18 protein-coding genes and 1 pseudogene are annotated in these 21,894 nt (G+C 68.6%); 10 read left to right on the top strand and 9 right to left on the bottom strand.

The features are described 5' to 3' along the window. Together ACTMTI_RS48895 and ACTMTI_RS48890 are read left to right on the top strand one after the other, a co-directional pair. Positions 1 to 2,649, top strand: a complete 2,649-nt coding sequence (locus tag ACTMTI_RS48895; protein WP_441127733.1) for a family 78 glycoside hydrolase catalytic domain — start codon at positions 1 to 3, stop codon at positions 2,647 to 2,649. A 20-nt stretch (positions 2,650 to 2,669) separates the two neighbouring features. Next, on the top strand, positions 2,670 to 3,479 hold the full coding sequence (locus ACTMTI_RS48890; RefSeq protein WP_441127732.1) for an SDR family NAD(P)-dependent oxidoreductase: 810 nt from the start codon (positions 2,670 to 2,672) through the stop codon (positions 3,477 to 3,479). Positions 3,480 to 3,811: 332 nt separating this feature from the next. On the opposite strand, the gene uidA is transcribed toward ACTMTI_RS48890, so the two are convergent. Further along, positions 3,812 to 5,596: a beta-glucuronidase gene (gene uidA, locus ACTMTI_RS48885; protein WP_441127731.1), complete on the bottom strand. Its 1,785-nt coding sequence runs from the start codon at positions 5,594 to 5,596 to the stop codon at positions 3,812 to 3,814. 30 nt (positions 5,597 to 5,626) lie between these two features. Continuing rightward, positions 5,627 to 6,826 carry a glycoside hydrolase family 1 protein gene (locus ACTMTI_RS48880; RefSeq protein WP_441127730.1) on the bottom strand — a complete coding sequence of 400 codons (1,200 nt, stop codon included), beginning with the start codon at positions 6,824 to 6,826 and terminating at the stop codon, positions 5,627 to 5,629. Between the two features lie 91 nt (positions 6,827 to 6,917). Here ACTMTI_RS48880 and ACTMTI_RS48875 point away from each other — a divergent pair, with 91 nt between their 5' ends. Together ACTMTI_RS48875 and ACTMTI_RS48870 are read left to right on the top strand one after the other, a co-directional pair. Next, on the top strand, positions 6,918 to 7,550 hold the full coding sequence (locus tag ACTMTI_RS48875) for a TetR/AcrR family transcriptional regulator (protein ID WP_441127729.1): 633 nt from the start codon (positions 6,918 to 6,920) through the stop codon (positions 7,548 to 7,550). A gap of 158 nt (positions 7,551 to 7,708) precedes the next feature. Continuing rightward, positions 7,709 to 8,458 (top strand): SDR family NAD(P)-dependent oxidoreductase, encoded by a 750-nt coding sequence (locus ACTMTI_RS48870; protein ID WP_441127728.1) that lies wholly within the window; start codon positions 7,709 to 7,711, stop codon positions 8,456 to 8,458. Between the two features lie 846 nt (positions 8,459 to 9,304). Here the strand turns inward: ACTMTI_RS48870 and ACTMTI_RS48865 are convergent. The 3 genes from ACTMTI_RS48865 to ACTMTI_RS48855 all read right to left on the bottom strand — a co-directional run bounded on the left by ACTMTI_RS48865 (position 9,305) and on the right by ACTMTI_RS48855 (position 11,796). Continuing rightward, positions 9,305 to 10,453, bottom strand: coding sequence for an NAD(P)/FAD-dependent oxidoreductase (locus tag ACTMTI_RS48865; protein WP_441127727.1), 1,149 nt, complete (start codon positions 10,451 to 10,453; stop codon positions 9,305 to 9,307). A gap of 234 nt (positions 10,454 to 10,687) precedes the next feature. After that, entirely contained in the window at positions 10,688 to 10,918 is a 231-nt protein-coding gene (locus ACTMTI_RS48860) for a hypothetical protein (protein WP_441127726.1), read from the bottom strand. A 38-nt stretch (positions 10,919 to 10,956) separates the two neighbouring features. Beyond that, positions 10,957 to 11,796, bottom strand: coding sequence for an SDR family NAD(P)-dependent oxidoreductase (locus tag ACTMTI_RS48855; RefSeq protein ID WP_441127725.1), 840 nt, complete (start codon positions 11,794 to 11,796; stop codon positions 10,957 to 10,959). Positions 11,797 to 11,926: 130 nt separating this feature from the next. Here ACTMTI_RS48855 and ACTMTI_RS48850 point away from each other — a divergent pair. Next, positions 11,927 to 12,019 (top strand): annotated as a pseudogene (locus ACTMTI_RS48850) (RNA polymerase subunit sigma-24); the annotation flags it as partial. Positions 12,020 to 12,102: 83 nt separating this feature from the next. Here ACTMTI_RS48850 and ACTMTI_RS48845 read toward each other — a convergent pair. Genes ACTMTI_RS48845 through ACTMTI_RS48835 form a run of 3 tightly spaced genes read right to left on the bottom strand, consistent with a single transcriptional unit; the run spans position 12,103 to position 16,953 of the window. Further along, positions 12,103 to 12,936 (bottom strand): NAD(P)H-binding protein, encoded by an 834-nt coding sequence (locus ACTMTI_RS48845; protein ID WP_441127724.1) that lies wholly within the window; start codon positions 12,934 to 12,936, stop codon positions 12,103 to 12,105. A 41-nt stretch (positions 12,937 to 12,977) separates the two neighbouring features. Continuing rightward, complete coding sequence (locus ACTMTI_RS48840) at positions 12,978 to 13,817, bottom strand: NAD(P)H-binding protein (RefSeq protein ID WP_441127723.1); 840 nt, start codon at positions 13,815 to 13,817, stop codon at positions 12,978 to 12,980. Between the two features lie 13 nt (positions 13,818 to 13,830). Next, positions 13,831 to 16,953 carry an FAD-dependent oxidoreductase gene (locus tag ACTMTI_RS48835; protein ID WP_441127722.1) on the bottom strand — a complete coding sequence of 1,041 codons (3,123 nt, stop codon included), beginning with the start codon at positions 16,951 to 16,953 and terminating at the stop codon, positions 13,831 to 13,833. 117 nt (positions 16,954 to 17,070) lie between these two features. Between ACTMTI_RS48835 and ACTMTI_RS48830 the strand changes: the two genes are divergently transcribed. The 5 genes from ACTMTI_RS48830 to ACTMTI_RS48810 all read left to right on the top strand — a co-directional run bounded on the left by ACTMTI_RS48830 (position 17,071) and on the right by ACTMTI_RS48810 (position 20,837). Then, entirely contained in the window at positions 17,071 to 17,961 is an 891-nt protein-coding gene (locus ACTMTI_RS48830; RefSeq protein ID WP_441127721.1) for a LysR family transcriptional regulator, read from the top strand. A 197-nt stretch (positions 17,962 to 18,158) separates the two neighbouring features. Further along, a complete protein-coding gene (gene qcrB, locus ACTMTI_RS48825; RefSeq protein WP_441127720.1) occupies positions 18,159 to 19,514 on the top strand; it encodes a cytochrome bc1 complex cytochrome b subunit in 1,356 nt (451 codons plus the stop codon). Beyond that, complete coding sequence (locus tag ACTMTI_RS48820; RefSeq protein ID WP_441127719.1) at positions 19,511 to 19,873, top strand: SDR family oxidoreductase; 363 nt, start codon at positions 19,511 to 19,513, stop codon at positions 19,871 to 19,873. The genes qcrB and ACTMTI_RS48820 overlap by 4 nt, the downstream gene beginning before the upstream one ends. Next, a complete protein-coding gene (locus ACTMTI_RS48815) occupies positions 19,870 to 20,406 on the top strand; it encodes an anthrone oxygenase family protein (RefSeq protein ID WP_441127718.1) in 537 nt (178 codons plus the stop codon). Before ACTMTI_RS48820 ends, ACTMTI_RS48815 begins: the two co-directional genes overlap by 4 nt. Further along, positions 20,403 to 20,837 carry an ester cyclase gene (locus ACTMTI_RS48810; protein ID WP_441127717.1) on the top strand — a complete coding sequence of 145 codons (435 nt, stop codon included), beginning with the start codon at positions 20,403 to 20,405 and terminating at the stop codon, positions 20,835 to 20,837. Before ACTMTI_RS48815 ends, ACTMTI_RS48810 begins: the two co-directional genes overlap by 4 nt. 17 nt (positions 20,838 to 20,854) lie before the next feature. On the opposite strand, the gene ACTMTI_RS48805 is transcribed toward ACTMTI_RS48810, so the two are convergent. Further along, a complete protein-coding gene (locus ACTMTI_RS48805) occupies positions 20,855 to 21,370 on the bottom strand; it encodes a DUF4158 domain-containing protein (RefSeq protein WP_441127716.1) in 516 nt (171 codons plus the stop codon). Between the last annotated feature and the right edge of the window lie 524 nt (positions 21,371 to 21,894).

Here is a 21,894-nt window from a genome sequence, read left to right as displayed (position 1 = left end):
ATGAGCGAGCACACACCCTACGACCTGCGGATCGCCAGTGGCGGCGACCGGTTCCCGGTCACCGAGGAGCGGCCGCCGCTGTCCTGGAAGCTGCCGCGGACGTGGAGCGAACAGGATGGCTACGACCTTCAGTTCCGTATCGACGGCGCCGAGCAGACGGTGAAGAACGTCGCCTCCGCCCGGCACCTGTTCGTCGAGTGGCCGCTGCCGCCGCTGCGCAGCCGGCAGTCCGTCAGGTGGCGCGTCCGCACGCATCGTGGCGGGCAGTCCTCGCCGTGGTCGTCGTGGCACGAGTTCGAGGCCGGCCTGCTGGACGGGGACTGGGCGGCGCGATGGATCTCCCCGCAAGAAGACGGCACGGAGCCTCGTCCCGCCTACGTTCTGGGTGGCACCGTGGAGCTGCGTGACGACATCGCCGCCGCCCGGCTCTACTCCACCGCCCTCGGCGTCTACGAGGCGTTCGTCAACGGCGCGCGAGTGGGGACAGCCGAGCTGACGCCTGGATCCACCTCCTACGGCGACACGCTCTACGCCCAGGCCGCCGACGTCACCGCGCTGCTGCGCGGCGGCGCCAACGACCTGGAGATCCTGCTCTCGGACGGCTGGTACCGGGGCAGCGTCGGGACCTGGCGCAAGCGCGATGCATGGGGCACGACCACTGCGGCGCGGCTTCAGCTTCACGTCCGCTACGCCGACGGCACCGAGGCGGTCGCCGTCACGGACGCGGACTGGACCTCGCGCCGCGGCACCATCGTCGCGGCCGACCTCATGAACGGCCAGACGACCGACTTCACGGCCCCGTCCGGCGACGCGCGGCCCGTCCTCGTGGACGCGGTCAGCGCGCCGCCGATCAGCTGGTCACCGGCCCCGCCGGTGCGACGGGTCGAGCAGCTTGCCCCGCGTTCGGTGACCCGGCACGCCGACGGCGCGTGGATCGTGGACTTCGGACAGAACGCGTCCGGCTGGATCACCCTCACCGACCTGGGTCCGGCCGGCGCCCGCACCGTGATCGACTACGGCGAGCATCTCGACCCGACCGGCGACCTGACCACGACCCACCTGGACAGCCAGAAGCCGGGCGAAGCCGCGATCCCGTTCGTCCAGCGCGACGAAGTCGTCTCCTCGGGCAGCCCGGGCCAGGTGTTCGAGCCCCGGCACACCGTGCACGGCTTCCGCTACGCGCGCGTCCGCCGCACTGGCGCGGACCTGGACCCGGCGAGCATCGTCATGCAGGTCGTGCACACCGACCTGCGCCCGACGGCGACATTCGCCTGCAGCGACGACGGCCTCAACCGCCTGCACGAGGTGGCACGCTGGAGCTTCCGCGGCAACGCCGTCGACATCCCGACGGACTGCCCCACGCGCGAGCGCCTCGGCTGGACGGGCGATTACCAGATCTTCGCGCCGACCGCGTCGCGCCTGTACGACGTCGACGGCTTCAGCCGTAAATGGCTGCGATCGGTCCGCGACGACCAGCTGGACGACGGCCGCGTCGTGAACTCCTCCCCGGACGCCAACCGGCTGAAGGTCCACGACGACCCGATGGTGAACGGGATCACCGGCTCGGCGGGGTGGGGCGATGCCATCGTCCTCGTTCCGTGGGTGCTGTATGAGACGTACGGGGATACGGCTGCTCTCGCCGAGAACTGGCCGGCGATGCGGCGCTGGGTCGAATGGGCGCTCTCCACCGCACGCAACGCCCGGCACCCCTCCCGCGTCGAGCGTTCGGCCGCGCCGCTCACGCACGAGGAGTTCGTCTGGGACGGCTCCTTCCACTGGGGGGAATGGCTGGAGCCGAGGCAGCGCGCCGCGGACGGCTCCCTCATCGACCCCGTGATGAGCGATCCCATGGCGTGGTACATGGCCGACAAGGGAGAGGTGGGCACCGCGTACCTGTTCCGCTCCGTACGCACCCTCGCCGACGTGGCGGAGGTGCTGGGCCGCGCCGGCGACGCGGCCCGCTACCGCGAGACGGCGGAGAAGGTGCGCCGGGCGTGGCAGACGGAGTTCCTGGACGCGGAGGGCCGGACGAAGGCCGGCACGCAGGCGAGCTATGTGCGTGCCCTGGCGTTCGAACTCGTGCCCGAGGAACTGCGCGAGAAGGCGGCCCGGCATCTCGTGGACCTGATCGACGCGGCCGACGGCCACCTCCGCACGGGCTTCCTCTCGACGGCGGACCTGCTGCTCGTCCTCGCCGACTCCGGCCATCCCGATGTCGCCTACTCGGTGCTGTTCCAGCGCTCGTCCCCATCGTGGCTGGGCATGCTCGATCGGGGTGCGACGACCATCTGGGAGGACTGGGACGGCGTATCCGAGGACGGCACCGCCACGGCGTCTCTCAACCACTACAGCAAGGGCGCGGTCATCCGCTTCCTGCACACCCACACCCTCGGCCTGCGGCAGGCTCCGGGCTCCGCCGGCTGGGAGTCCTTCGTCGTCGCACCGGTGCTCAACGAAGCGATCACCTGGGCCACGGGCACCTTCGACAGCCCCCAGGGGCAGATCACCGTCGGCTGGCGCGTCGAGGACGATCACCTGACCATCTCCATCGACGTGCCCGGCGGCTCCAAGGCGCAGGTCCGGTTCCCGGACGGCAGCACGTTCCACACCGGCCCCGGCCGCTTCGACCGGCGCCACCCCATTTCCTGAAGAACCGAAGGAGACCATTCGTGTCCACTGCCGATGTGTCCAGCAAATCCCTGCCCGAGCTCGTTTCCTTGGAAGGGCGACGTGCGGTCGTGACCGGAGGCGGTCGCGGACTGGGCAAGGCGATCGCGCTCCGCTTGGCCGAGGCAGGAGCCGACCTGCTGATCGGCGACATTGACGAAGAGCTCGCCGTGACCGCCGCCAAGCAGCTCGCCGAACGCCATGGGGTACGCGCGATCGGCGCCGCCATGGACGTCACGGACGCGGCGGCCGTGGCCGCGGCGGCCGACCGGGCGGTCGCCGAGCTCGGTGGCCTGGACATCTGGGTGAACAACGCCGGCATCTTCCCAAGCGTCCCGCTGCTGGAGATGACCGAGGAGACGTGGGACACGGTGTTCGCCGTGAACGCACGCGGTGTCTTCGTCGGTGCGCGTGAGGCGGCACGGCGGATGTCGGCGGCGGGCACGGGCGGTGCCATCGTGAACATCGTCTCGACCGCCGGTTTCCGCGGCAGCGCTCCGGGCCTGGCCGCCTACGTCGGCTCCAAGCACGCCGCTCGCGGTCTCACGCGCGAGCTGGCCCTCGAACTGGCTCCGCTGGGCATCCGCGTGCTCGGAGTGGCACCGAGCTATGTCCCCACGGAAGGCAACATGATGATGGCCGCGGCCGTGATGACCGGCGACACCCCGCCGACCGACCTCATGCTGAACAGCCCGATCGGCCGGATCGGTGTTCCTGATGACATCGCGCGCGTCGTCCTGTTCTGCGCGTCGGACCTGTCCGCCTTCATGACGGGCAGCACCTTGCTCGCCGACGGCGGCGACACCGCCTGAGCAGACATCGACTGTCCACGCGAGAGCTGCGGCCGGCTCCCCGAGGCGACTCGTCAAGAAACCCGCCGAGTGCGAGATCACACTCGGCGGGGATTTCCGCGTCTGCGTCGCTGAGCACCACGGAGATTCCCGCTCACCGTCCGGTGCCGGAGATCTGCCGTCCGAACGCGAGTGGTCCAGGGTGCGGTGAAGCCAGCGTCCAGCAGGGTTCGGCGGTTGGTGGCGAGCAGTTCGAAGGGATCGGCCTCGGTGGTGTCGATCTCTGTGATGTGCCAGCGCAGGTGGGTGGCCGAGGCCGACCAGGCGCCACGTGCCGCTCCGGGGGCGCTTGCCTACTGGGTGCCGGACGGTTTGCGGCCGGCGAGCGGCCTCCAGCGTGCCCGCAGCGCGTGAGCGGCGGCCTTGGGCCTGCGATCGCGGGTGAAGACGCCCTTCTTGTTGCCGTCGACCCGGTGGATGCCGTGGGAGGTCTGGAAGTCGGCGAAGTTCCACACGTGCTCGCCGACGAACGCCTCGATCCGGTCGAAGACGCGGTGGTGCATCTCGAGGTAGGCCTGCTGGTACTCCTCGGTCCACGGCGTGTCCCAGACCGAGTGCAGGCCGGGCATGGTGTCGGCGCCGTACTCGCTCATCATGATCGGCTTGCCGAACTTCTCGGCCCAGCCGCGCAGGTCGTGCTCCAGGTAGGTCTCAGCCGTGGCGAGGTCACCGGTGGCGATGTACCAACCGTAGTAGCGGTTGATGCACAAGACGTCGAAGAGGTCGGCGAGACGGTCGTTCTCATGCGTGGCGAAGATCACGGCCGCGTAGCTGACCGGGCGGGTGGGGTCGAGCTTGCGGGTGAGCTCCACCAACGGCTGGAAGTACTCGCGCGCGCCGTCCTCGTTGGAGGCCGGCTCGTTGGCGATGCACCACATGACGACGCTGGGGTGGTTCTTGTCGCGGGCGATCAGCTCGCGGATCGCCTGGGCGTGTGCCTCACGGGTGGCCTCGCCGAAGGTCTCCGGTGAGAATGTGGGCCGGGGCGGAGCGCCGGTGAGCCCGGCGGCGACGGCGAGGTTGAGGCCGACGGCGGCGGTCTCGTCGATGACGACGATGCCGTGCCGGTCGGCGAAGTCCATCACCTCTTCGGCGTAGGGGTAGTGCGAGGTGCGGAAGGAGTTGGCGCCGATCCAGTCCATGAGCTGGAAGTCGTGGACGAGGTAGGCGTTGTCGTGACCCTTGCCGCGTACGGGTGTGTCCTCGTGCTTGCCGAACCCGGTGAAGTAGAACGGCTCGCCGTTGATGAGGAACTGCGTGCCGCGCACCTCCACGGTCCGTACGCCGAACGGCTCGGTGTAGCTGTCGATGACCTGGTCGCCATCGAGGACTTCGACAAGGAGGTCGTAGAGGTAGGCGGCACCCGGCCGCCACAGGGTCGCCTCGTCGATCCGCAGGATGCCGTTGGCCCCCTCCGCCGCCGCGACCTCGGCGCCGGCGGCGTCGAGCGCTCGCACCCGGACCGGCGCCGGCGTGCTGGTCTGGACCGAGTACTCCACCGTCCCGGTGCTCGCGTCGAGGCCCGTCACGATCGTGATGTCCTCGACGTGGACGGCGGGACGGCTGCAGAGCCACACCGAGCGGGCCAGACCGGCGTAGTTGTAGAAGTCGTGCAGGTACGTCTGCCGGCGCCGTCCGTCGGCGGTGACGGTGATCGTGCCCGGCGGGATCGTCGTGTCGGTCAGTTCGTTGTTGACGCCGATGGTGAGGCGGAACTCCTGCCCGGCGCGCACGTGCTCGGTGATGTCGGCTTCGAAGGGCGTGTAGCCGCCCACGTGCTCGGCCACCAGGACGTCGTCGACGTAAACCTGGCCCTGGTGGGTGGCGGCGTCGACGCGCAGGACGACGCGCTCGCCGGCCCAGCCGCGCGGCACCCGCACCTGTCGCTGGTACCAGACCCAGCCCACGTGGTCGCGGATCGCGCTGTCGGTGAAGAGGTCGTTGTAGCTGGCCGGGACCGCTGCCTCCAGCGTGGTGTCCAGCGGCCCGGTCCACGGCTGCGTCCCCGCGACGGAGAACAGCCAGAGCCCGTCGAGATTCACCAGCTCACGGGTGGGGGTGCATCGGGGTCTCAGCATCAAGGCGCTCCTGTCAGGTGGGCCGTCATGTCAGAGCTCTCCTCGGCGGGCCACCTCGCCCAGCCAGGCCAGGCTCGGCTTCGGGTGGCGCTCGAACGTCGTGCGGTCGACGGCGATGAGCCCGAAGGTCGGCTCCCAGTGGCCCCACTCGAAGTTGTCCAGCGCGGTCCAATGGAGGTAGCCCCGGACGTCGATGCCGTCGTCCATTGCGGCGAACAGGTGGGCGAGGGCCTCGGAGGTGTAGGCGATCCGCCGCGAGTCGTCGGGAGTGGCGATGCCGTTCTCGGTGATGAGGATCGGCGTGCCGCCGGTGGTCTCCCAGGTGTGCCGGACGGCGATGCCGAGCGCGTCGGGCCGGTAGGCGTTGCCGGTCATCGTGTTGTCCGGGCTCTGCGGGTGCGGGACGACCCCGTTCTCGTCGACGGCCTGGCTGGAGTACGACTGCACGCCGATGAAGTCGTCACCGCGGGCCGCCTCCAGGTAGAGGTCCTCCCGGACGTAGCGCACCTCGCGGAGCTTGTCCTCGTTGCCAGGCGTCGCGGTGAGCGCCTGGCAGGCCACCGTCCAGCCGACGGCCGCCCCGGTGTGCTGCTTCAGCACCGCGCGGGCCGCGTGGTGCGCCTCGGCCAGCCGCGCGCCGATCTTCGGGTCGGGGTCGGGCAGCACTGGCCGTGCGGCGCCTTCCACGGTGGGGCTCATCCAGTCCTTGGTCGTCCGATCGGTTTGCGCGTCCCGGGCCATCCCCACCATGAGGGCGAGCATGTTCGGCTCGTTGATCGTGCACACCCACTCGACGCCGTCGAGAATGCTCGCGGCCTCCCGGACGTAGGCCTGGAAGCGCTCGATGGCCTGGTCGCCCAGCCACCCGCCGGTCTCGGCGAACCATCGCGGGTTCGTGAAGTGGTGCAGGGTGACGACCGGGGTGAGGCCCAAATCCAGAGCCGTGTCGATCATCCTGCGGTAGTGGGCGAGCTCGGCCCGGGAGAATTCCCCGGGAACCGGCTCGATGCGGGCCCACTCGATGCCGAAGCGGTAGGCGTTGAGCCCGGCCGCGGCCAGCAGGCGCATGTCCTCGGCGTAGCGATGGTAGCTGTCGACCGCGTCGCCGCTGCGCTGCATGCCGGGCATCTGCTGCTCGAGAGTCCACCAGTCGCTGTTGACGTTGTTGCCTTCCACCTGGTGTGGCGCGGTAGCCGCACCCCAGAGGAAACCGGAGGGGAGCTGGGGCATGGTTGAGTTCCTTGCTCGAGACCATGGATTGTGACGCTGGCGACACGCTAGCATGAAAACCGAAACGCGATACTAATTTGGAGGAGCGTCCATGACCGCAACCGGCAACCGCGGCCCGTACGCGAAGACGGCGGCGGTGCGGCGGCGCGTCCTCGAGGCCTGCGTGGACGCGTTCGGCGAGACCGGCTTCTACGGCGCCACCATGAAGGACATCGCCAAGCGCGCGGGCATCAGCCACACCGGGCTGCTGCACCATTTCCCGCGCAAGGAAGACCTGCTCCTCGGGGTGCTGGAGCTGCGCGACGAACGCGGCACCGAGTTCCTGCAATCGGCCAAGGTGCTGGACCCCGCAGCCGACCCCATCGACACCCTCAACGGCATGATCGCCATCATCGTCGACAACGAACTTCGGCCAGGACTCATGGAACTGCACTGCGTCGTGTCAGGCGAGGCGACCTCTCCGAACCACCCCGCGCACGCCTACTACGCCGACCGCTACCGCAACCTCCGCCGCTTCTACGCCGACACGTTCATCGCCCTCGCCGAACGCAACGGGCTCCGCCCATCGATCGACCCCGAGACCCTGGCCACCATGACCATCTCCCTCATCAACGGCCTGCAGGCGCAGTGGCTGTTCGACCGCGACTCCGTGAAAGTCGAGTCCGCGATCCGCCAGTTCTTCCTCTCGGTCCTCCCGGGAGTTCCGCGCGAGGCCTTTTCGTAGGGCCTCCACATCCCTCCTACGGCTCAGGCCGGGCGCGTTCCGTAGCTTGCCGAATGGCTGGACAGGAGTAGCGCCTCCGTGTGCCCGGCAAACCGGACACCTTCCTCCGGTTGATGCACGAACCTCCCCCCCATTGTCAGCGTGAAAGGACGAACTCTGTGAACAACTTCGACGGCCGCGTCGCCCTCATCACCGGTGCGGGATCGGGGATCGGTCGGGCGATGGCCCTCGCCTTCGCCCGAGCAGGTGCTCACGTGGTGGCCTGCGACATCGATCCCAACAGCGCCAAGCAGACCGCCGCCGACATCGGGGATACGGCCTTCGCCGTCCCCGCCGACATCTCCGACGAGAGCTCGGTCACGGCCCTGGTCCATGCGGCGGTCAACGCGTTCGGCCGGATCGACGTGCTGTGCAACAACGCCGGGATCATGGACACTATGGCGCTGCCCGCTGACATCTCCGTCGAGTTGTGGCAGCGGGTGCTCGCGGTGAACCTGACCGGCACGTTCCTGGTCACCCACGCCGTCTTGCCACACATGTTGAAGCAGGGCAGCGGCGCGATCGTCAACACCGCCTCGGAGGCGGGAATCCGCGGCGGCGCGGCCGGCGCCGCGTACACCGCGGCCAAGCACGGCGTTGTCGGGCTGACCCGCAACGTCGCCTGGGCCTACGCCAAGGAGGGCATCCGCTGCAACGCCATCTTGCCCGGGCCGACCATGACCGGCATGGCGACGAACGCGACCTTCGACCAGACCGGCATGGCCCGGTTGGCTCCGGTGCTCGCCCTCGGCGAGAGCATCGCCCAGCCGGAGCAGATGGCCGACGCCGCCGTCTTCCTGGCATCCGAGGCCGCCTCGTTCATCAACGGCGCCATCGTTCCTGTGGACGGGGGCTGGTCAGCAGCCTGAAGGGCTACTACTTCACCGGTTCGGGTCGCCGGTAGCGTGGCCCCGACGCCGCCATCCGGTGCACCGGCTTCCGTCCCCACCTGTGCGGTACCGGCCAGCAGCGCCTGCCGTACCCGGGGCGGCAAGGTCGCCCCGAAATACCCGCGCTTCATGCTGGCGCCCCAGCTGCGGGCCGATCTGAGGTTAGACGCCCGCCGATGAAGGTCCGGGGCGGATGTAGGAGATGGGCCCGGCGATCGAGGCGGCGGGCGCGAAGCCGACGCGGGTGGGCTATGCGCGTCGCCAGCGTCTACCGGATTTTCGCCGACGCTGATGCGGTTCAGGCTGCGGACTGACCGCCGTTCCTGCGTCTTAACCCCGGAAGCGGAACCTCAGCTTGTTCTTTAAGGTTCAGGATCGCGTTTGGCGGTCGGGGACTTCGGTCGCTTGTGGACTTTCCCCAGGTCATAGCGGGGAGCGCGCTGCTGGTTGCGTGAGCCGAGCGGCCGTCCGGGGCCAGGTTTGCTGGGTTTGGGTGCTCGGGCCGGACATGGGAGTGCCGGGCGGATGTTGCGAAACCCTCGCCGTACCCGGGCCGGGGTCAGCCGCCCGGGCAGGACGGGTTTCTCCCACGGGCGGCGCAGGTCCTCCACCAGGTGGCGAGCCAGGCGTAGCTGGGTGTAGGCGGCGATGACGGGCCAGGTCCGCACATCGGCCGCCTGCGGGTTGCGGATCTTCGGGACGGTCCAGCCGAGCGTCCGCTTGAACAGGCGGAACGTATGCGCAAGATCGAATCTGCGCAGGGCGGATGATGGTGGTGGCCCCGAGGTTGGTCGAGGATGTCCATCAAACCCCCTTCGGAGACGATCATGCCATACGGGTCGCACGGCCGCCCTTAAGGGACAGCGGCAGCCGGGCCCAGCGCTTGAGGATCGCGAACTCCTTCCATGGGCTGCTGCTGACCGTCTCCTTATAGAAGACCGCCCACTTGCCCTTGAGGTAGAACCGGGCGGGCGTGTCGTCGGCGTGGGTGAACTGGATGACGGCGTCGCGGCGGCCCAGGGACACCGGCTGGTGCACGTAGCGGAAGCGGAACGGCCTGGGCTCCTTGCCCCGCACCTCACGCGCGAGCGAGGCGGCGGCGTGGGCGCCGGTGGGGATGCCGCTCTGGCACGTCCCATGGATCACGCCGTACTTCTGACGGATCGCCGCGGCGTCGCCGATCGCGTAGACCTCGGGGTGGGAGACCGAACGCAACGCGGTGTCGACCACGATCCGGCCCCGCCCGTCGACCTCGAACCCGGCCTCGGCGGCCAGCGGCGACACCTTCACACCGGTCGTCCACAGGACCGCGTCAGCGGCGACGAGCTCGCCGCCGTCCAGCTCCACCGCTTCCGGCATCACCTTGGTCACGGACACGCCGGTCCGCACCTCGACGCCGAGCCGGTCGAGCCCGGCCAGCAGGTAGGTACGCGCCTTCGCGCGCATCATCGCTCCGAGCTCGCCTCGGCTGAGCAGGACGACCCGCACGGACGGGTGCTGCTCGGCGATCTCGGCCGCGGCCTCGATCCCGGTCAGACCGCCCCCGCCGACGACGACGGTCGCGCCCGCCACCAGGCGGGAGGTGAGACGGGCGGCCTCGTCCGCGCTGTTCAGCGTGACCGCGTGCTCGGCCACGCCCGGCACCATGCCGGTGTCGGCGACGCTGCCGAGCGCGAAGACGAGATTGTCGTACTCCAGCGAGCGGCCGTCGGCGAGCGCCACCCGGCGGGCGCCGGCGTCGATCGCGGTCACCCAGCCTTGGACGAACTCGACGCCCGTGCCTTCGAGCATCTCCGGGATCCGCAGATCGGCCAGCTTCTGTCCGGTGGCGACCTGGTGCAGCCGCAGCCGCTCGGTGAAGCGGGTGCTCGGGTTCACCAGGGTCACTCGAACGTCCTCGCCGCGGGTGCGGCGCGCGACGGCGGCCACGGCGGTCATTCCGGCGTATCCCGCTCCGAGAACCAGGATGTTCATGGCTGATGTCCTAATCAGTCGTAGCGGGTCCGCCGGTGCGGCGGACCCGCTGATTGGTAGCCGTCCGGCGGGTGAGCACTTGTGTGTCCTGGACTTCGAGTCCTGATGAAAGACAGTGCCCCTGCTGGTTGGCCGGGAGAGTTGATCGCTTTTGGGATGTCGTGGCCCGCCGACGGTGTTGGCGTGACCAGCACCCGGTCGACGAAGACCAGAGTGTGCTTGGGGCCTGCGCCCTCAGCGCAGCCGCTCGTGCCCGCGCCGCTCGGTCAGCATGTCCTGCTGGCGCGAGGTCCAGCGCGGGGCGATTTCCTCGATCAGGTGACCCAGGTGTTTACGGGAGATCCCGGTGAAGGCGGAATGCGAAAGGCGGTAGGCCCCAGCCAGGCTTGGACACCCCGGCATGATTCCGTACGGCCTTCTCGTTGATCCGGTTGAGACCAACGCCGGGTCGCCGACCAAGATCACGATCTAATCGTGCGAGGTCGTTAGTCGGGCCGGGATTCTCAGCTGACCCGACCGTGCGCCTCCACCGAAAGGTCCTGCCAGTCGTCCCAGGTCTTGAGCCGGTCGGCATAGGCCTGCTGGATCATCGGGTAGAAGCCCTGACCGAAGAGCACCCGCAGGGGCGGGTTGCCGGCGTCGACAATCTTGAGGAGTGCTTGGGCTGCGGCGGCCGGGTCGCCGGCGGGCAGCTTGCCCGCGACCCCAGCGAGTGCCCGGCGGAGATCGTCGTAGATCGGGTTGGGCTCGACCTTGTAGCCGTTGTTGAGCGGATTCGGGTTCTTGCCCGACCTGGTGGCGAAGCCGCCGGGCTCGACCATGGTCACCTTGATGCCGAAGCCGGCAACCTCGCCCGCAAGAGATTCGTTCAGCGCCTCCAGAGCCCACTTCGAGGCGTGGTACGCGCCACCGAGCGGCATGGCGATGAGCCCGGCCGCTGAGGACATCTGGATGATGTGCCCCGACCCTTGCTCGCGCAAGTACGGCAGCGCGGCCTGGATGACCCGCATCGCGCCGAACACGTTGGTCTCCAGCTGATCGCGCAGTTGCTCCTCCGTCAGCTCCTCGATCGCACCGAATTGGGCGTAGCCGGCGTTGTTCACGATGACGTCGAGCCGGCCGAAGTGCTCCTTGGCCCGCTTCACGCTCTCGAGGACGGCGGCCTTGTCGGTCACGTCCATCTCCAGCGGGAGCACCGCGTCACTGTAGGCTGCGACCAGCTCATCAAGGCTGCCGGTGTTCCGCGCGGTCGCGGCCACCTTGTCGCCGCGAGCCAGGGCGGCCTCGACGAAGTTGCGGCCCAGACCGCGCGACGAACCGGTGACGAACCAAACCTTGCTCATGATCTCATTCCATTCTTCGTTTTGTTGGGTTGCCGACCACGAGATGCCGGCAACCCGCTTCCTGTGAGTGGTGTGGCTCGTGGCCTGCGCCATACCGGCGTCCGGAGTTCTCGTTGCGGCACCGGAGATCGCGAGACGCCGCCGCAAGGAGTCCTACGTCGGCCCCTGGCTGCCCGAACCGCTGCTGGAGACCCTCGAGCCTGTTGAGCGGGCGGTTTGCGTGCCGTGCGACGTAAGGGCTCTGTCCCGTATTTGGTGGCAGCGCGAGTGAGCTTCCCCGGTACGGGGCCGCTTACCGGGTGGTGATCAGCCGCCGAACGTGCGTGCGTTGTCGTGTGCCCAGTCGGCGAAGGTGAGTGCGGGCCGGCCCAGCAGCTCTTCCACGGTGGCGGTGGTGGGGCCCGGACGGCTGGCGTAGTCGGCCAGGGAGCCGAGCAGGCGGGCCGGGACCTCCTCGGGCAGACCTTGCGCGAGCAGGCCCTGCCGTACCTGCTCGGGCGGGAGCTCCTGGAAGGACAGCTCCCGGCCGATGGCGGCGCCGATGAGGCGCACCTTCTCGAACTGGTCCAGTGACTGCGGCCCGGTCAGCGTGTAGACCTTTCTCGCGTGGGCGCTGGTGCGGAGGGCTTGTACGGTGACCGCCGCGATGTCGGTTTCGTGGATCGGGGAGGTGGCGGCCTGGCCGTAGGCGCCGCGCACCACGTCACCGGCCTTGATCTGGGGTGCCCAGGCCAGGGCGTTGGCGGCGAAGTCGGCCAGGCGCAGGATCGTCCAGTCCAGGCCGGAGCTGGTGACGAGGTCCTCGGCGTGTTTGAACTGGGCGGCGAAGCGGGCTTCCCCCGCTGGATACTCCACGGTGGTGGCCGACAGCAGCACCGCACGCCGTACGCCTTGCTTGACGGCCAGCTTCAGCAGGTCGCCGAGGCCTGGACCGGTGGCGCGCGGGCTGATCTGTATCGCCTCCACTCCTTCCAGCGCCGGCTCAAGCCACTGCGGGTGGAACAGGTCTCCGCTGACGACTGTCACACCATCCCTTGTGCCGGCACCGCGCGTGACCGCGGCGACGGCTGCGCCTTCTTGTAGCAGCAGGTTCATTGCCTGACGTCCCACGACGCCGTTGGCTCCAGTGATCAGGATCATGTCGGTTTGTCGCTTTCTGGTCGATAAGGGGGTGACGGTCGTCAGGCCGGCGTCGAGCCGAAGTCCTGCGCGCGGGAGGCGACCCACTGGTCGTAGGTGAAGGCCGCCCGTCCGGTGATTTCCTCGATCGTCGGCAGAACCGGTGCGGTCTTGCCATCCCAGGCGGCGAGCCCAGTGATCATGTCGTCGATCGCGGGGGCCGGCATGCCGTGGTGGAGCATCTGCTCCCGGAACAGCTCGTGAGGCAGCTCCTCGAAACGCAGCGGTCGCCCGATCGTCTCGGCGATGATCCGCACCCGGTCGACCCCGGTCAGCGACTGCGGCCCGGTGAGCAGGAAGGACTCGCCCACGCGCTCGTCGAGGAGTGCCCGGACGGACACGTCGGCGATGTCGCGCGGGTCGACCGGGGCCACGGCGGCGTTGCCGTAAATGCCGCGGACGACGTCGCCTGCCTTGATCTGCGGCGCCCAGGCCAGGTCATTGGTCGTGAAGAAGCCGGGGCGGACGAATGTCCACGCCAGCCCGGAGGCGGCGACGGCCTGCTCCAGCCACAGGTGCTGTTCGCCGATCCACGAAGGCGTGGTGTACGTGATCGCCGCGGAGGACAGCAGGACGACGTGCTGCAGGTCGGACAGCCGGGCCGCGTCGAGGAAGGCGTCGAGCCCGGTGAAGACGGGGAACAGGAATGCCCGCTCCACGCTGTCCAGCGCCTCCGACAGGCTGTCCGGCTGGGTGAGGTCGCCGGGCACGACCTCGACCTGCTCGGGGAACGAATGGCTGCCGGGGCTGCGGGTGATGACGCGCACCTTCTCGCCGGCGTCGAGCAGCTGGGTGACGACGTGGGATCCGACGTTGCCGGTGGCACCGGTTACCAGAATCATGGTTGCGATCTCCTTATTCGGTGAGTCGACCCGTCGGGTCGAGGTCGGGGGTGAGCGCGGCCAGGCGGGCGAGCTCGGGGGCGGGTTCGAGTAGGGCGCGGCTGCCGACCAGGAGTTCGCGCTCGTCCATCGAGACTTCGAGGGTCTTGGTCAGCGTTTCGTCCAGCTCGGGGTAGTCGCTGCGGTTGTGGCAGCCCCTCGTCTCCCTGCGAGCGATCGCCCCCAGAACGGTCGCCTTGGCCACGAGCAGCGATGCCTGCAGGTCGAACAGGTGGGCGAGGTCCTCGTGGCCTTCGGCGGTGAGGGACACATCCACCTGCTGTGCCCGTTCGGTCAGAGCCTCGATGCCGAGGAGCGCCTGCTTGAGCCCGTCCTCGTCGCGGACCACGCCACAGCGCTCCCACATGAGGTCGCGCAGGTCGCGCTGGAGCGGACGGGCGAACTCGGCGCCGCGCTTGATCAGAGAGGCCAGCCGTTCGTTGGCGGCGGCCACGACGGTGGCGGGACGGCGGATGGTGGTCCTGTCCCTGGCCCAGGCGGCGGCTGCTTGGCCGGCGCGGCGGCCGAAGACGACGGTTTCGGCCAGGGAGTTGCCGCCGAGGCGGTTCGCACCGTGGACTCCGGCGGTGACCTCGCCGGCAGCGTACAGGCCGGTCAGGTCGGTGGCTGTGGTCTCGGCGTCGACGACCACGCCGCCCATGGAGTAGTGGGCGGTGGGGGCGACCTCCATGGGGGTGGTGGAGATGTCGAGCAGCTGGTGGTCCAGGAACTGGCGGTACATGCGTGGCAGCCGTTCCAGGATCAGGGCCTTGTCCTGATGGGAGATGTCAAGGAATATCCCGCCGTGCGGTCCGCCCCTGCCTTCGGTGATCTCGGTGTAGCAGGCCAGGGCGACCCGGTCGCGAGTGGAGAGTTCCAGGCGTTCGGGATCGTAGGCGGCCATGAAGCGTTCACCGTTGGCGTTGTAGAGCCGTCCGCCCTCGCCGCGCACCGCCTCGGTGACCAGCGTGCCGGCGATCTCTTCTGGATGGGTCATGCCGGAGGGGTGGAACTGCACCAGCTCCAGGTCGGCCAGTCGGCAGCCGGCGCGCAGGGCCAGGCTCATGCCGTCGCCGGTGTTCTCGTCACGGCGTGAGGAACTGCGCCGCCACATCCGGGTGTGCCCGCCCGCGGCCAGCACTACGGCGTCGGCGTAGATCGCGGTCCTGGCCCCGGTGTCCAGGTCGAAGCCGAAGGCGCCGAAGCATTCGCCGTCGGCGTGCAGCAGCTCCGTGACGTAGAAGCGTTCCCGCATCGGGATGCCCTCGCTCTTGCGCGCGAGGGTCTCGAGGACGGCACGGCCGGTCCAGTCGCCGGCGAAGCAGGTGCGCCGATAGGTGTGCGCGCCGAAGAACCGCTGGTCCAGGCGGCCGTCAGGGAGCCGGGAGAAGGGGGCGCCCCAGTCGGCGAGCTCGCGAACCGCATCCGGTGCCTCGCGGACCAGGATCTCGATCATCGCGGGGTCGCCGAGGCCGTAGCCCTCCTTGTAGGTGTCGGCGAAGTGCTGCTGCCAGCTGTCCTGCGGGTCCCTGGTGCCCAGCACGGCGTTGATGCCCCCGGCGGCGAGCACGGTGTGGGCGTCCGTTCGGGCGCGCTTGCCCACGACGAGCACCTCGCAACCGGCGTCGGCGGCGGCGATCGCCGCCCGTAGTCCGGCCGCGCCGGAGCCGATGACCAGGACGTTCACGGCGTGGATCTGGATGTCAGTGGTGATGGGCATAGAGGTCTCCGGCGCGCTGGAAAGGGGGGTGACCGCTTCGGTGTGCTCACCCTGTGGGGAGCGGGGCGGGTACACCCGCTGGGGCAGCTCGGGGTCGGGGCTGTCCAGCGGTACGGCGTCACCTCTGACCAGGCCGAGTTGCACGACCTGGCGCGGCAGCACCGCGTCCAGCACCCAGTCGGCGGCGACCCTGATCCGGTTGCCCGGCATGACGTACAGGTGATAGCCGCGCGTGACCAGCTTCGCGATCACCCCGGACAGCGGCACGCCCAGCGGGTCCGCCGCCGCCTGCCACCCGCCCAGGTCGACGAGGAAGCCCAGCAGCCGATGCTGGTACGGCTTGGCGCCCCGGCCCAGTCCGAGCGAGGCAGCGACGTTGCGGGCCACGGCCGCGCCGTGCCGTTCGGCGTGCTGCCCCGTCATCGGGGTGATCTCGCCCGGACCGGCCAGGTCGGGCACTGCGGCCGCGTCGCCGGCTGCGTAGATCTCCGGGTGGCCGCTCACCGCCATGAACTCGTCGGTCTGGATCCTGCCGCCCACCGTGGGCAGGCCGAACGCATCGATGACCGGATCGGGACGGACGCCCGTCGTCCAGACGATGGTCCTGGCCGGGACAAACTCGCCATCGCTGAGCAACACTCCATCCGGCGCGGCCTTACGCACCGTGGTACCCAGCCGCAGCTCGGCTCCCCGCTTGCGCAGGACCCGCTCGGCGGTCCTGGCCAGGGAAAGGCGCAGTTCGGGCAGGACGCGGTCGTCGTACTGCACGACGACCCAGCGCACCGGCACGCCGGCCAAGCTCCGGTACCTGCGCAGCAGAGACCGGGTGAACAACTGCCCGACAGCGGCCGTCTCGGTGCCCGTATAGCCCGCCCCGACCACGACGAAGGTCAGCCGGGCCCGCCGCTCCTCCGGGTCTTCAGCGACGGCGGCCAGCTCGACCTGCCGGATGATGTGGTCGCGCAGGTAGAGAGCTTCGGGCAGACCCTTCAACCCGTGGCTGTAGGTCTGGCTGCCCTCGATCGGCAGAACCTTGTTCACCGCGCCCACGCTGACGATCAGCCGGTCGTAGCCGACCTGCCGCGATCGGCCCTCGGAGTCGACGTAGCGGACCTCTCGCTGATCGGCGTCCAGCCCGGTGACGGAGCCGGGCAGCAACCGGGTGTACGGCAGCGCGGCGGCCAGGGACACCGCGACATGGCGCGGATGCACGATCCCGGCCACCACGTCCGGCAGCAAGGGCTGGTAGAGCATGAAATCGGTCGGATTCAGCAGGGTGACATCGATCTCCCGCCGGTGCTTGCGGTTCAGAACCCGCGCGGCGTTGTAACCGGCGAACCCACCGCCGATGATCACGACTCGCGGTCGATGCGTCATGGTCTCTCCTCAGTCCGCTTGATGCCGGCTCTCCAAATGGTGGATTTGTGGCCAATCCGGATCAACGACGCAGTTCGCTATGCTCCGGTAAGCGCGACTTACCGATGGAAGGCGAACGTGGAACTTCGTGACATCGAGATCTTCCTGACGCTCGCCGAAGAGCTGCACTTCGGGCGAACCGCCGAGCGGCTGCACATCACTCACGCGCGGGTGAGCCAGGTGATCAAGCAGCAGGAGCGGAGGATCGGCGCCGAGCTGTTCTACCGGACCAGCCGCAGCGTACGGCTGACGCGGATCGGCGAGCAGCTCAGAGATGACCTCCTACCCCTGTACGCCGGGCTCAATGACAGTGTGCGGCGCGCCCAACTGGCCGCCCAAGGCGTCACCGGGGTACTCCGCGTCGGCTTGCTTCCCGTCAACGCCCATGACCTGCGCCCCTATTGGGACGTTTTCCGTGCTCGCCATCCGCAGTGGCGGCTGCACATCCAGAGCGTCCGATTCGCGGAAACTTTCGCCGCGCTGCGCCGCGGAGACATCGACGTCCTGGTCGCCTGGCTACCGGTGGAAGAGCCCGACCTCACCGTGGGACCGGTCCTGTTCGCCGACCCCCGGGTGCTGGCCGTCTCCGCAGACCACGAGCTCGCCCAGCGGACGTCGGTCTCGCTGGAAATGGTCGCCGATTTCCAGCACCCCGACACCGAAACCGGGCCTGACTACTGGTTCGACGCCTTCGCGCCGCGTCAGACCCGCCGCGGTCGCATGATCGAACGTGGCCCTTTCGTCCACGACACGGAAGATGCCCTCACCCGGACCAGCATGGCGGAGACCGTCACCCTCTTCCCCGCCCACATGACCCGCTACTGGGTGCGGCCGGACATCGCCTATCTGCCCATCAAGGACATGGACGCACTGCTGTACGGCATGGTGTGGCGCAGCAGCGAGACCGACAACGAACTCATCAGGTCCCTCGCACGGGTCGTACATGACCTCGGGAGTCTCAAGAGCTGATGGAGCAGAACTCGGCTCTCGGCAGTAAGTCAGGCTTACCGGAGCATGACCTGATCCATCGTTGATCCTCACGGCCGCGGAATCCCACGATTGGCGGCATGAAATCGACGATGGAAACCCTTCGCCGTGACTTCGGCTGGCGACATCATCGAACCGGGCGCGGAGCAGTACGCCCGACCGCAGCCACTGGTCCACGCATGAAAGGCCTGCGGGTACGGCTGGCGCGGCCGGGCGGCCGGACGGACCACTGGTCGTTCCTGTTCGGCCAGATCGCGATTCACAGCCTCATCGTGCTCATCATCACCGGGGTCTTCCTGGCCTTCCTGTATGACCCCGATACGACCCAGGTGATCTACCAGGGCGCCTACATTCCGCTGCGCGGCGTACCCGTCAGCCGCGCCTTCGACTCCACGATGGAGATCAGCCTGGAGGTACGCGGAGGTCTGCTGATGCGGCAGATCCACCACTGGGCCACGCTGATCCTCATCGCCGCCATCTGCCTGCACCTGCTGCGGCTGTTCTTCACCGGAGCCTTCCGCCGCCCCCGCGGCCTGAACTGGCTGATCTGGGTCGGCCTGTTCCTCCTGTCGATCGCCGCAGGCGTGACCGGTGGCATCCTGCCCGACGACATGCTCTCCGGCGGCAGCCTCGCGCTGATCCAGGGCGTCACCCAGTCCATCCCGCTCATCGGTACCTACCTGACCGGTCTGCTGTTCGGCGGCGCCGTCCCCGGTGATCAGGTCATCGAACTGTTCTACTGGCTGCACGTGCTGATCATCCCGGTGCTCATGTATGAGCTGTTGGTGGTCAGACGCCAGCTGCTGCAGAGGCACGGTCGTACCCACTATCCGGCCGCCACCGCGGTGCCGCCGCTCAGCTCGCTGGCGTTGTTCTTCGCCACCTGCGCCGTGCTCACACTGCTGGGCACCGTCGGGCAGATCAACCCCATCTGGCTGTACGGCCCGGCCAACCCGAGCATCACCAGCGCGGGCGCCGTACCCGACTGGTACATGGGCTTCCTGGACGGCGCCCTGCGCATCATGCCCGCCTGGGAACCCGTCGTCTTCGGCCACCCGCTCTCCCTCTCGATCCTCATCCCCGCTCTCATCGTGCCGGGAGCCTTCTTCACCGTCCTGGCGGCTTGTCCGCTCATCGAACGCAGGCTCACCGGTGACCGTACGCTCCACCACGCCCTGGACCGGCCCCGCGAGGCGGCTGTCAGGACCGGGCTCGGCGCGGCGGGCATGACCTTCTTCGGCCTGCTGTGGGCGGCGGCGGCCAACGACCAGATCGCCCACCAGTTCGACCTGTCGCTCTTCGCGGTGACCTGGTTCTTCCGCATCGCGGTCCTCGCCGGTCCCGTCGTGACCTTCGAGGTCACCCGACGCCTGTGCCTGGCCCTGCAGGCACAGGAGCGGGAAGAACGCGCGCACGGCATCGAGACCGGCATCATCCGCCGCTCGCCCAGTGGCGGGTACGCCGAGACGATCACCGCATCCCCCCGCGCAGGGACGAATCCCTGCAAGCCAACCCTGAGGAGAACCAACCCATGATTCTGGTCACCGGCGCCGCCGGAAACGTCGGCTCCCATCTTGTCACCCAGCTGCTCGACGCCGGCGAGAAGGTCCGCGCCGTCACCCGTACCCCCGGCAACCGTTCCTTCCCCGAGCAGGTCGAGGTCGTGCCCGGCGACCTCACCCACCGTGACACTCTCGCCGAGGCACTGGACGGTTTGGAGCGGGCGTTCCTGTTCCCGGTCTCCACCGGGCTCGACGCCTTTCTCGAGGCCGCCCGGCTGTCGGACCTGCAGCATGTCGTGCTGCTCTCGTCCTCGACCGTCACCGGGCGGCCGGCTTTCACCTACGCTCAGTGGGCCGCCCACCGCGCGGCAGCGTTCGGAGGCCGGCGATGACTCTGATCACAGATGAGGCCGGCGGTCCAGCCATGACCAAGGCCGCGGTTGGAAGGATCGCCCAGTTCGTCAGCCTGCTGTTCGGCGGCGTCTTCGCCGGATTCGTCACCGCGGTCCTCGTCATCGAGCTGCCGCTGCGGGCCTTCGACCGGCACGTGTACACGCAGGTGCGCAAGATCGAGCTGGTCGGACTCGACATTCTCGCGATCGCCACGCTCGTCCCGGCGATCCTCGCCACCGCAGTGCTCCTGTTCGTCGCGGTCGCCGCCGGCGGCCGGCGCCGGTGGCTCACCGTGGCAGCCTTCGCGCTGCTGGTGTTGATCTTCATCGTGTCCCTGGTGGTCAACGTGCCGATCAACAGCCTGCAGCTCACCTGGGACGTGCAAGCGCCTCCCCCCGACTGGGCCGACGTGCGCGACCGCTGGCAGATCGCCCACATCGTGCGCACCGGCGCCGCCCTGCTCGCCTTCGCCTTCCTGAGCGTGGCGGCCCTGTCTCGAGTGCCACCATCGAGTCGAGGAGAAGCCAGATGACAACCATCCGGACGACCGCCAACAAAGCAACGTTCAACCGCTTCCACGACGCGGTGAACTCCGGCGATGTCGCGTTCATCGCCAAGACGATCGACGAGATCGTCGATCCGGACGTGCTGTTCCACGCGCCGGTACCGAGTGAGGCGACCGGAGTGCAGGCGCTCAAGCAGGTCTGGGCGGTGCTCCTTCGCGCGTTCCCCGACCTGCACGTCGCGGCCGAGGACATGATCGCGGAAGGGGACAAGGTCGTCTCCAGGAACACGGTGACCGGGACCCACCAGGGCGGCCTCAGAGGCCTGCCACCCACCGGCAGAGCTGTCTCCTACAACGAGATCTTCATCTTCCGCTTCGCCGACGGGCGCATCGCCGAGATCTGGGGAGTCGTCGACGTCCTGTCCCAGCTGCGTCAGCTCGGCGCCATCCCGGCCTAGCCGTACCGGAGTCCTCGTCACCACCTCGGCAGCCGTACCGTGCACCGTACGGCTGCCGAGCCTGCCGAGTTTCGGCTCGTGTCACTCGTTGTTGGGAGTTGACTGACGTGCGGCAGACCGAGTGCTCGTCGAGCCCGGGTCGCCTCTACAGGGAACGCGGTGTCCTTGCGGGCTGTGGTGCGCCCAAGTGGCCGAACCGAGGTGGCCGACAAACGTGCCACAGTCGTCTCGGTGAACTGCCGCTCGAACATCGATTCCGCCGCGCCCAGGACCCGCTCGATCCGGGTCGTCTTCGGCGGCTCGATCCGGTCCTCACGGCAGCGAGTCAGCAGCGCGCTCCGCAGCCGGTCCCGCGACATCTCCACCGGACAGATCTTGTCCGCCAGCCAGTCCGCGAGCTTGTCCTCATCGCCCACCGTCGGCTCTCGGAAGCTGCGGAAGTCCCGGATCTGCGCCCGATGATTCTTGATCGTCCGGCCCGACCAGTCATAGGAGGCGAACAAGGCCGCGTCGACTTTGACCTGCCCAGCCATGAACTCCCACCGCCGGCCGCGGGATGTCCTCCCGACGTGGGAACCGCGCCTCCAACTCGAAGAACTTGAGCATCAGCCCAAAGCCCAAGCGCGTGGCCCCGGACTTGTTCGCCAACAAGGCGAGCTCCTCTTCATCCAGTGTCCAGCACTCGATCAGGTCTTCCAGCTCCCACTCACGTCTCACGTCCGCACCTTTCTCCCGATCTCCACCGAAGGTCGGAAGAAGGATGGTTTGTAACCGAGTCGCTACCGACTGGTACGCCCGAGCCGCAATCGTCACTTATTGAATCCGCGACAGAACTTAAAGTTACTTTTCCCTATGTCGGAGCTGGTCATCCCTCACCATCTACCTGAACAGCGATAACGCAGACTTACTTTGCCCTTGGTGACGGCGACCCGAGTGGGGAGCCTGGAAAGCCCGGAGTTCCCGCGAACCCAAGGGTCGACGTCGAACGGTTGGGGTGGTCTGGGTGGTTATGCACCCTTGGGTTCGTCGGAACCGGGGACCGTGTACGGCCAAAACG

This window comes from Nonomuraea sp. H19 (genome assembly GCF_052068215.1).
In the GTDB taxonomy this organism is placed as follows: domain Bacteria; phylum Actinomycetota; class Actinomycetes; order Streptosporangiales; family Streptosporangiaceae; genus Nonomuraea.
Note: the sequence above shows the minus strand (reverse complement) of the source record. Positions and strands in the feature narration are given on the sequence as shown.

Excerpts from the sequence above, each read along its gene's own strand:
- ACTMTI_RS48895 (WP_441127733.1), top strand. The coding sequence starts at position 1 with ATGAGCGAGCACACACCCTACGACCTGCGGATCGCCAGTGGCGGCGAC.
- uidA (WP_441127731.1), bottom strand. The coding sequence starts at position 5,596 with ATGCTGAGACCCCGATGCACCCCCACCCGTGAGCTGGTGAATCTCGAC.
- ACTMTI_RS48880 (WP_441127730.1), bottom strand. The coding sequence starts at position 6,826 with ATGCCCCAGCTCCCCTCCGGTTTCCTCTGGGGTGCGGCTACCGCGCCA.
- ACTMTI_RS48875 (WP_441127729.1), top strand. The coding sequence starts at position 6,918 with ATGACCGCAACCGGCAACCGCGGCCCGTACGCGAAGACGGCGGCGGTG.
- ACTMTI_RS48865 (WP_441127727.1), bottom strand. The coding sequence starts at position 10,453 with ATGAACATCCTGGTTCTCGGAGCGGGATACGCCGGAATGACCGCCGTG.
- ACTMTI_RS48855 (WP_441127725.1), bottom strand. The coding sequence starts at position 11,796 with ATGAGCAAGGTTTGGTTCGTCACCGGTTCGTCGCGCGGTCTGGGCCGC.
- ACTMTI_RS48845 (WP_441127724.1), bottom strand. The coding sequence starts at position 12,936 with ATGATCCTGATCACTGGAGCCAACGGCGTCGTGGGACGTCAGGCAATG.
- ACTMTI_RS48840 (WP_441127723.1), bottom strand. The coding sequence starts at position 13,817 with ATGATTCTGGTAACCGGTGCCACCGGCAACGTCGGATCCCACGTCGTC.
- ACTMTI_RS48835 (WP_441127722.1), bottom strand. The coding sequence starts at position 16,953 with ATGACGCATCGACCGCGAGTCGTGATCATCGGCGGTGGGTTCGCCGGT.
- qcrB (WP_441127720.1), top strand. The coding sequence starts at position 18,159 with ATGAAAGGCCTGCGGGTACGGCTGGCGCGGCCGGGCGGCCGGACGGAC.
- ACTMTI_RS48820 (WP_441127719.1), top strand. The coding sequence starts at position 19,511 with ATGATTCTGGTCACCGGCGCCGCCGGAAACGTCGGCTCCCATCTTGTC.
- ACTMTI_RS48815 (WP_441127718.1), top strand. The coding sequence starts at position 19,870 with ATGACTCTGATCACAGATGAGGCCGGCGGTCCAGCCATGACCAAGGCC.
- ACTMTI_RS48810 (WP_441127717.1), top strand. The coding sequence starts at position 20,403 with ATGACAACCATCCGGACGACCGCCAACAAAGCAACGTTCAACCGCTTC.
- ACTMTI_RS48805 (WP_441127716.1), bottom strand. The coding sequence starts at position 21,370 with ATGGCTGGGCAGGTCAAAGTCGACGCGGCCTTGTTCGCCTCCTATGAC.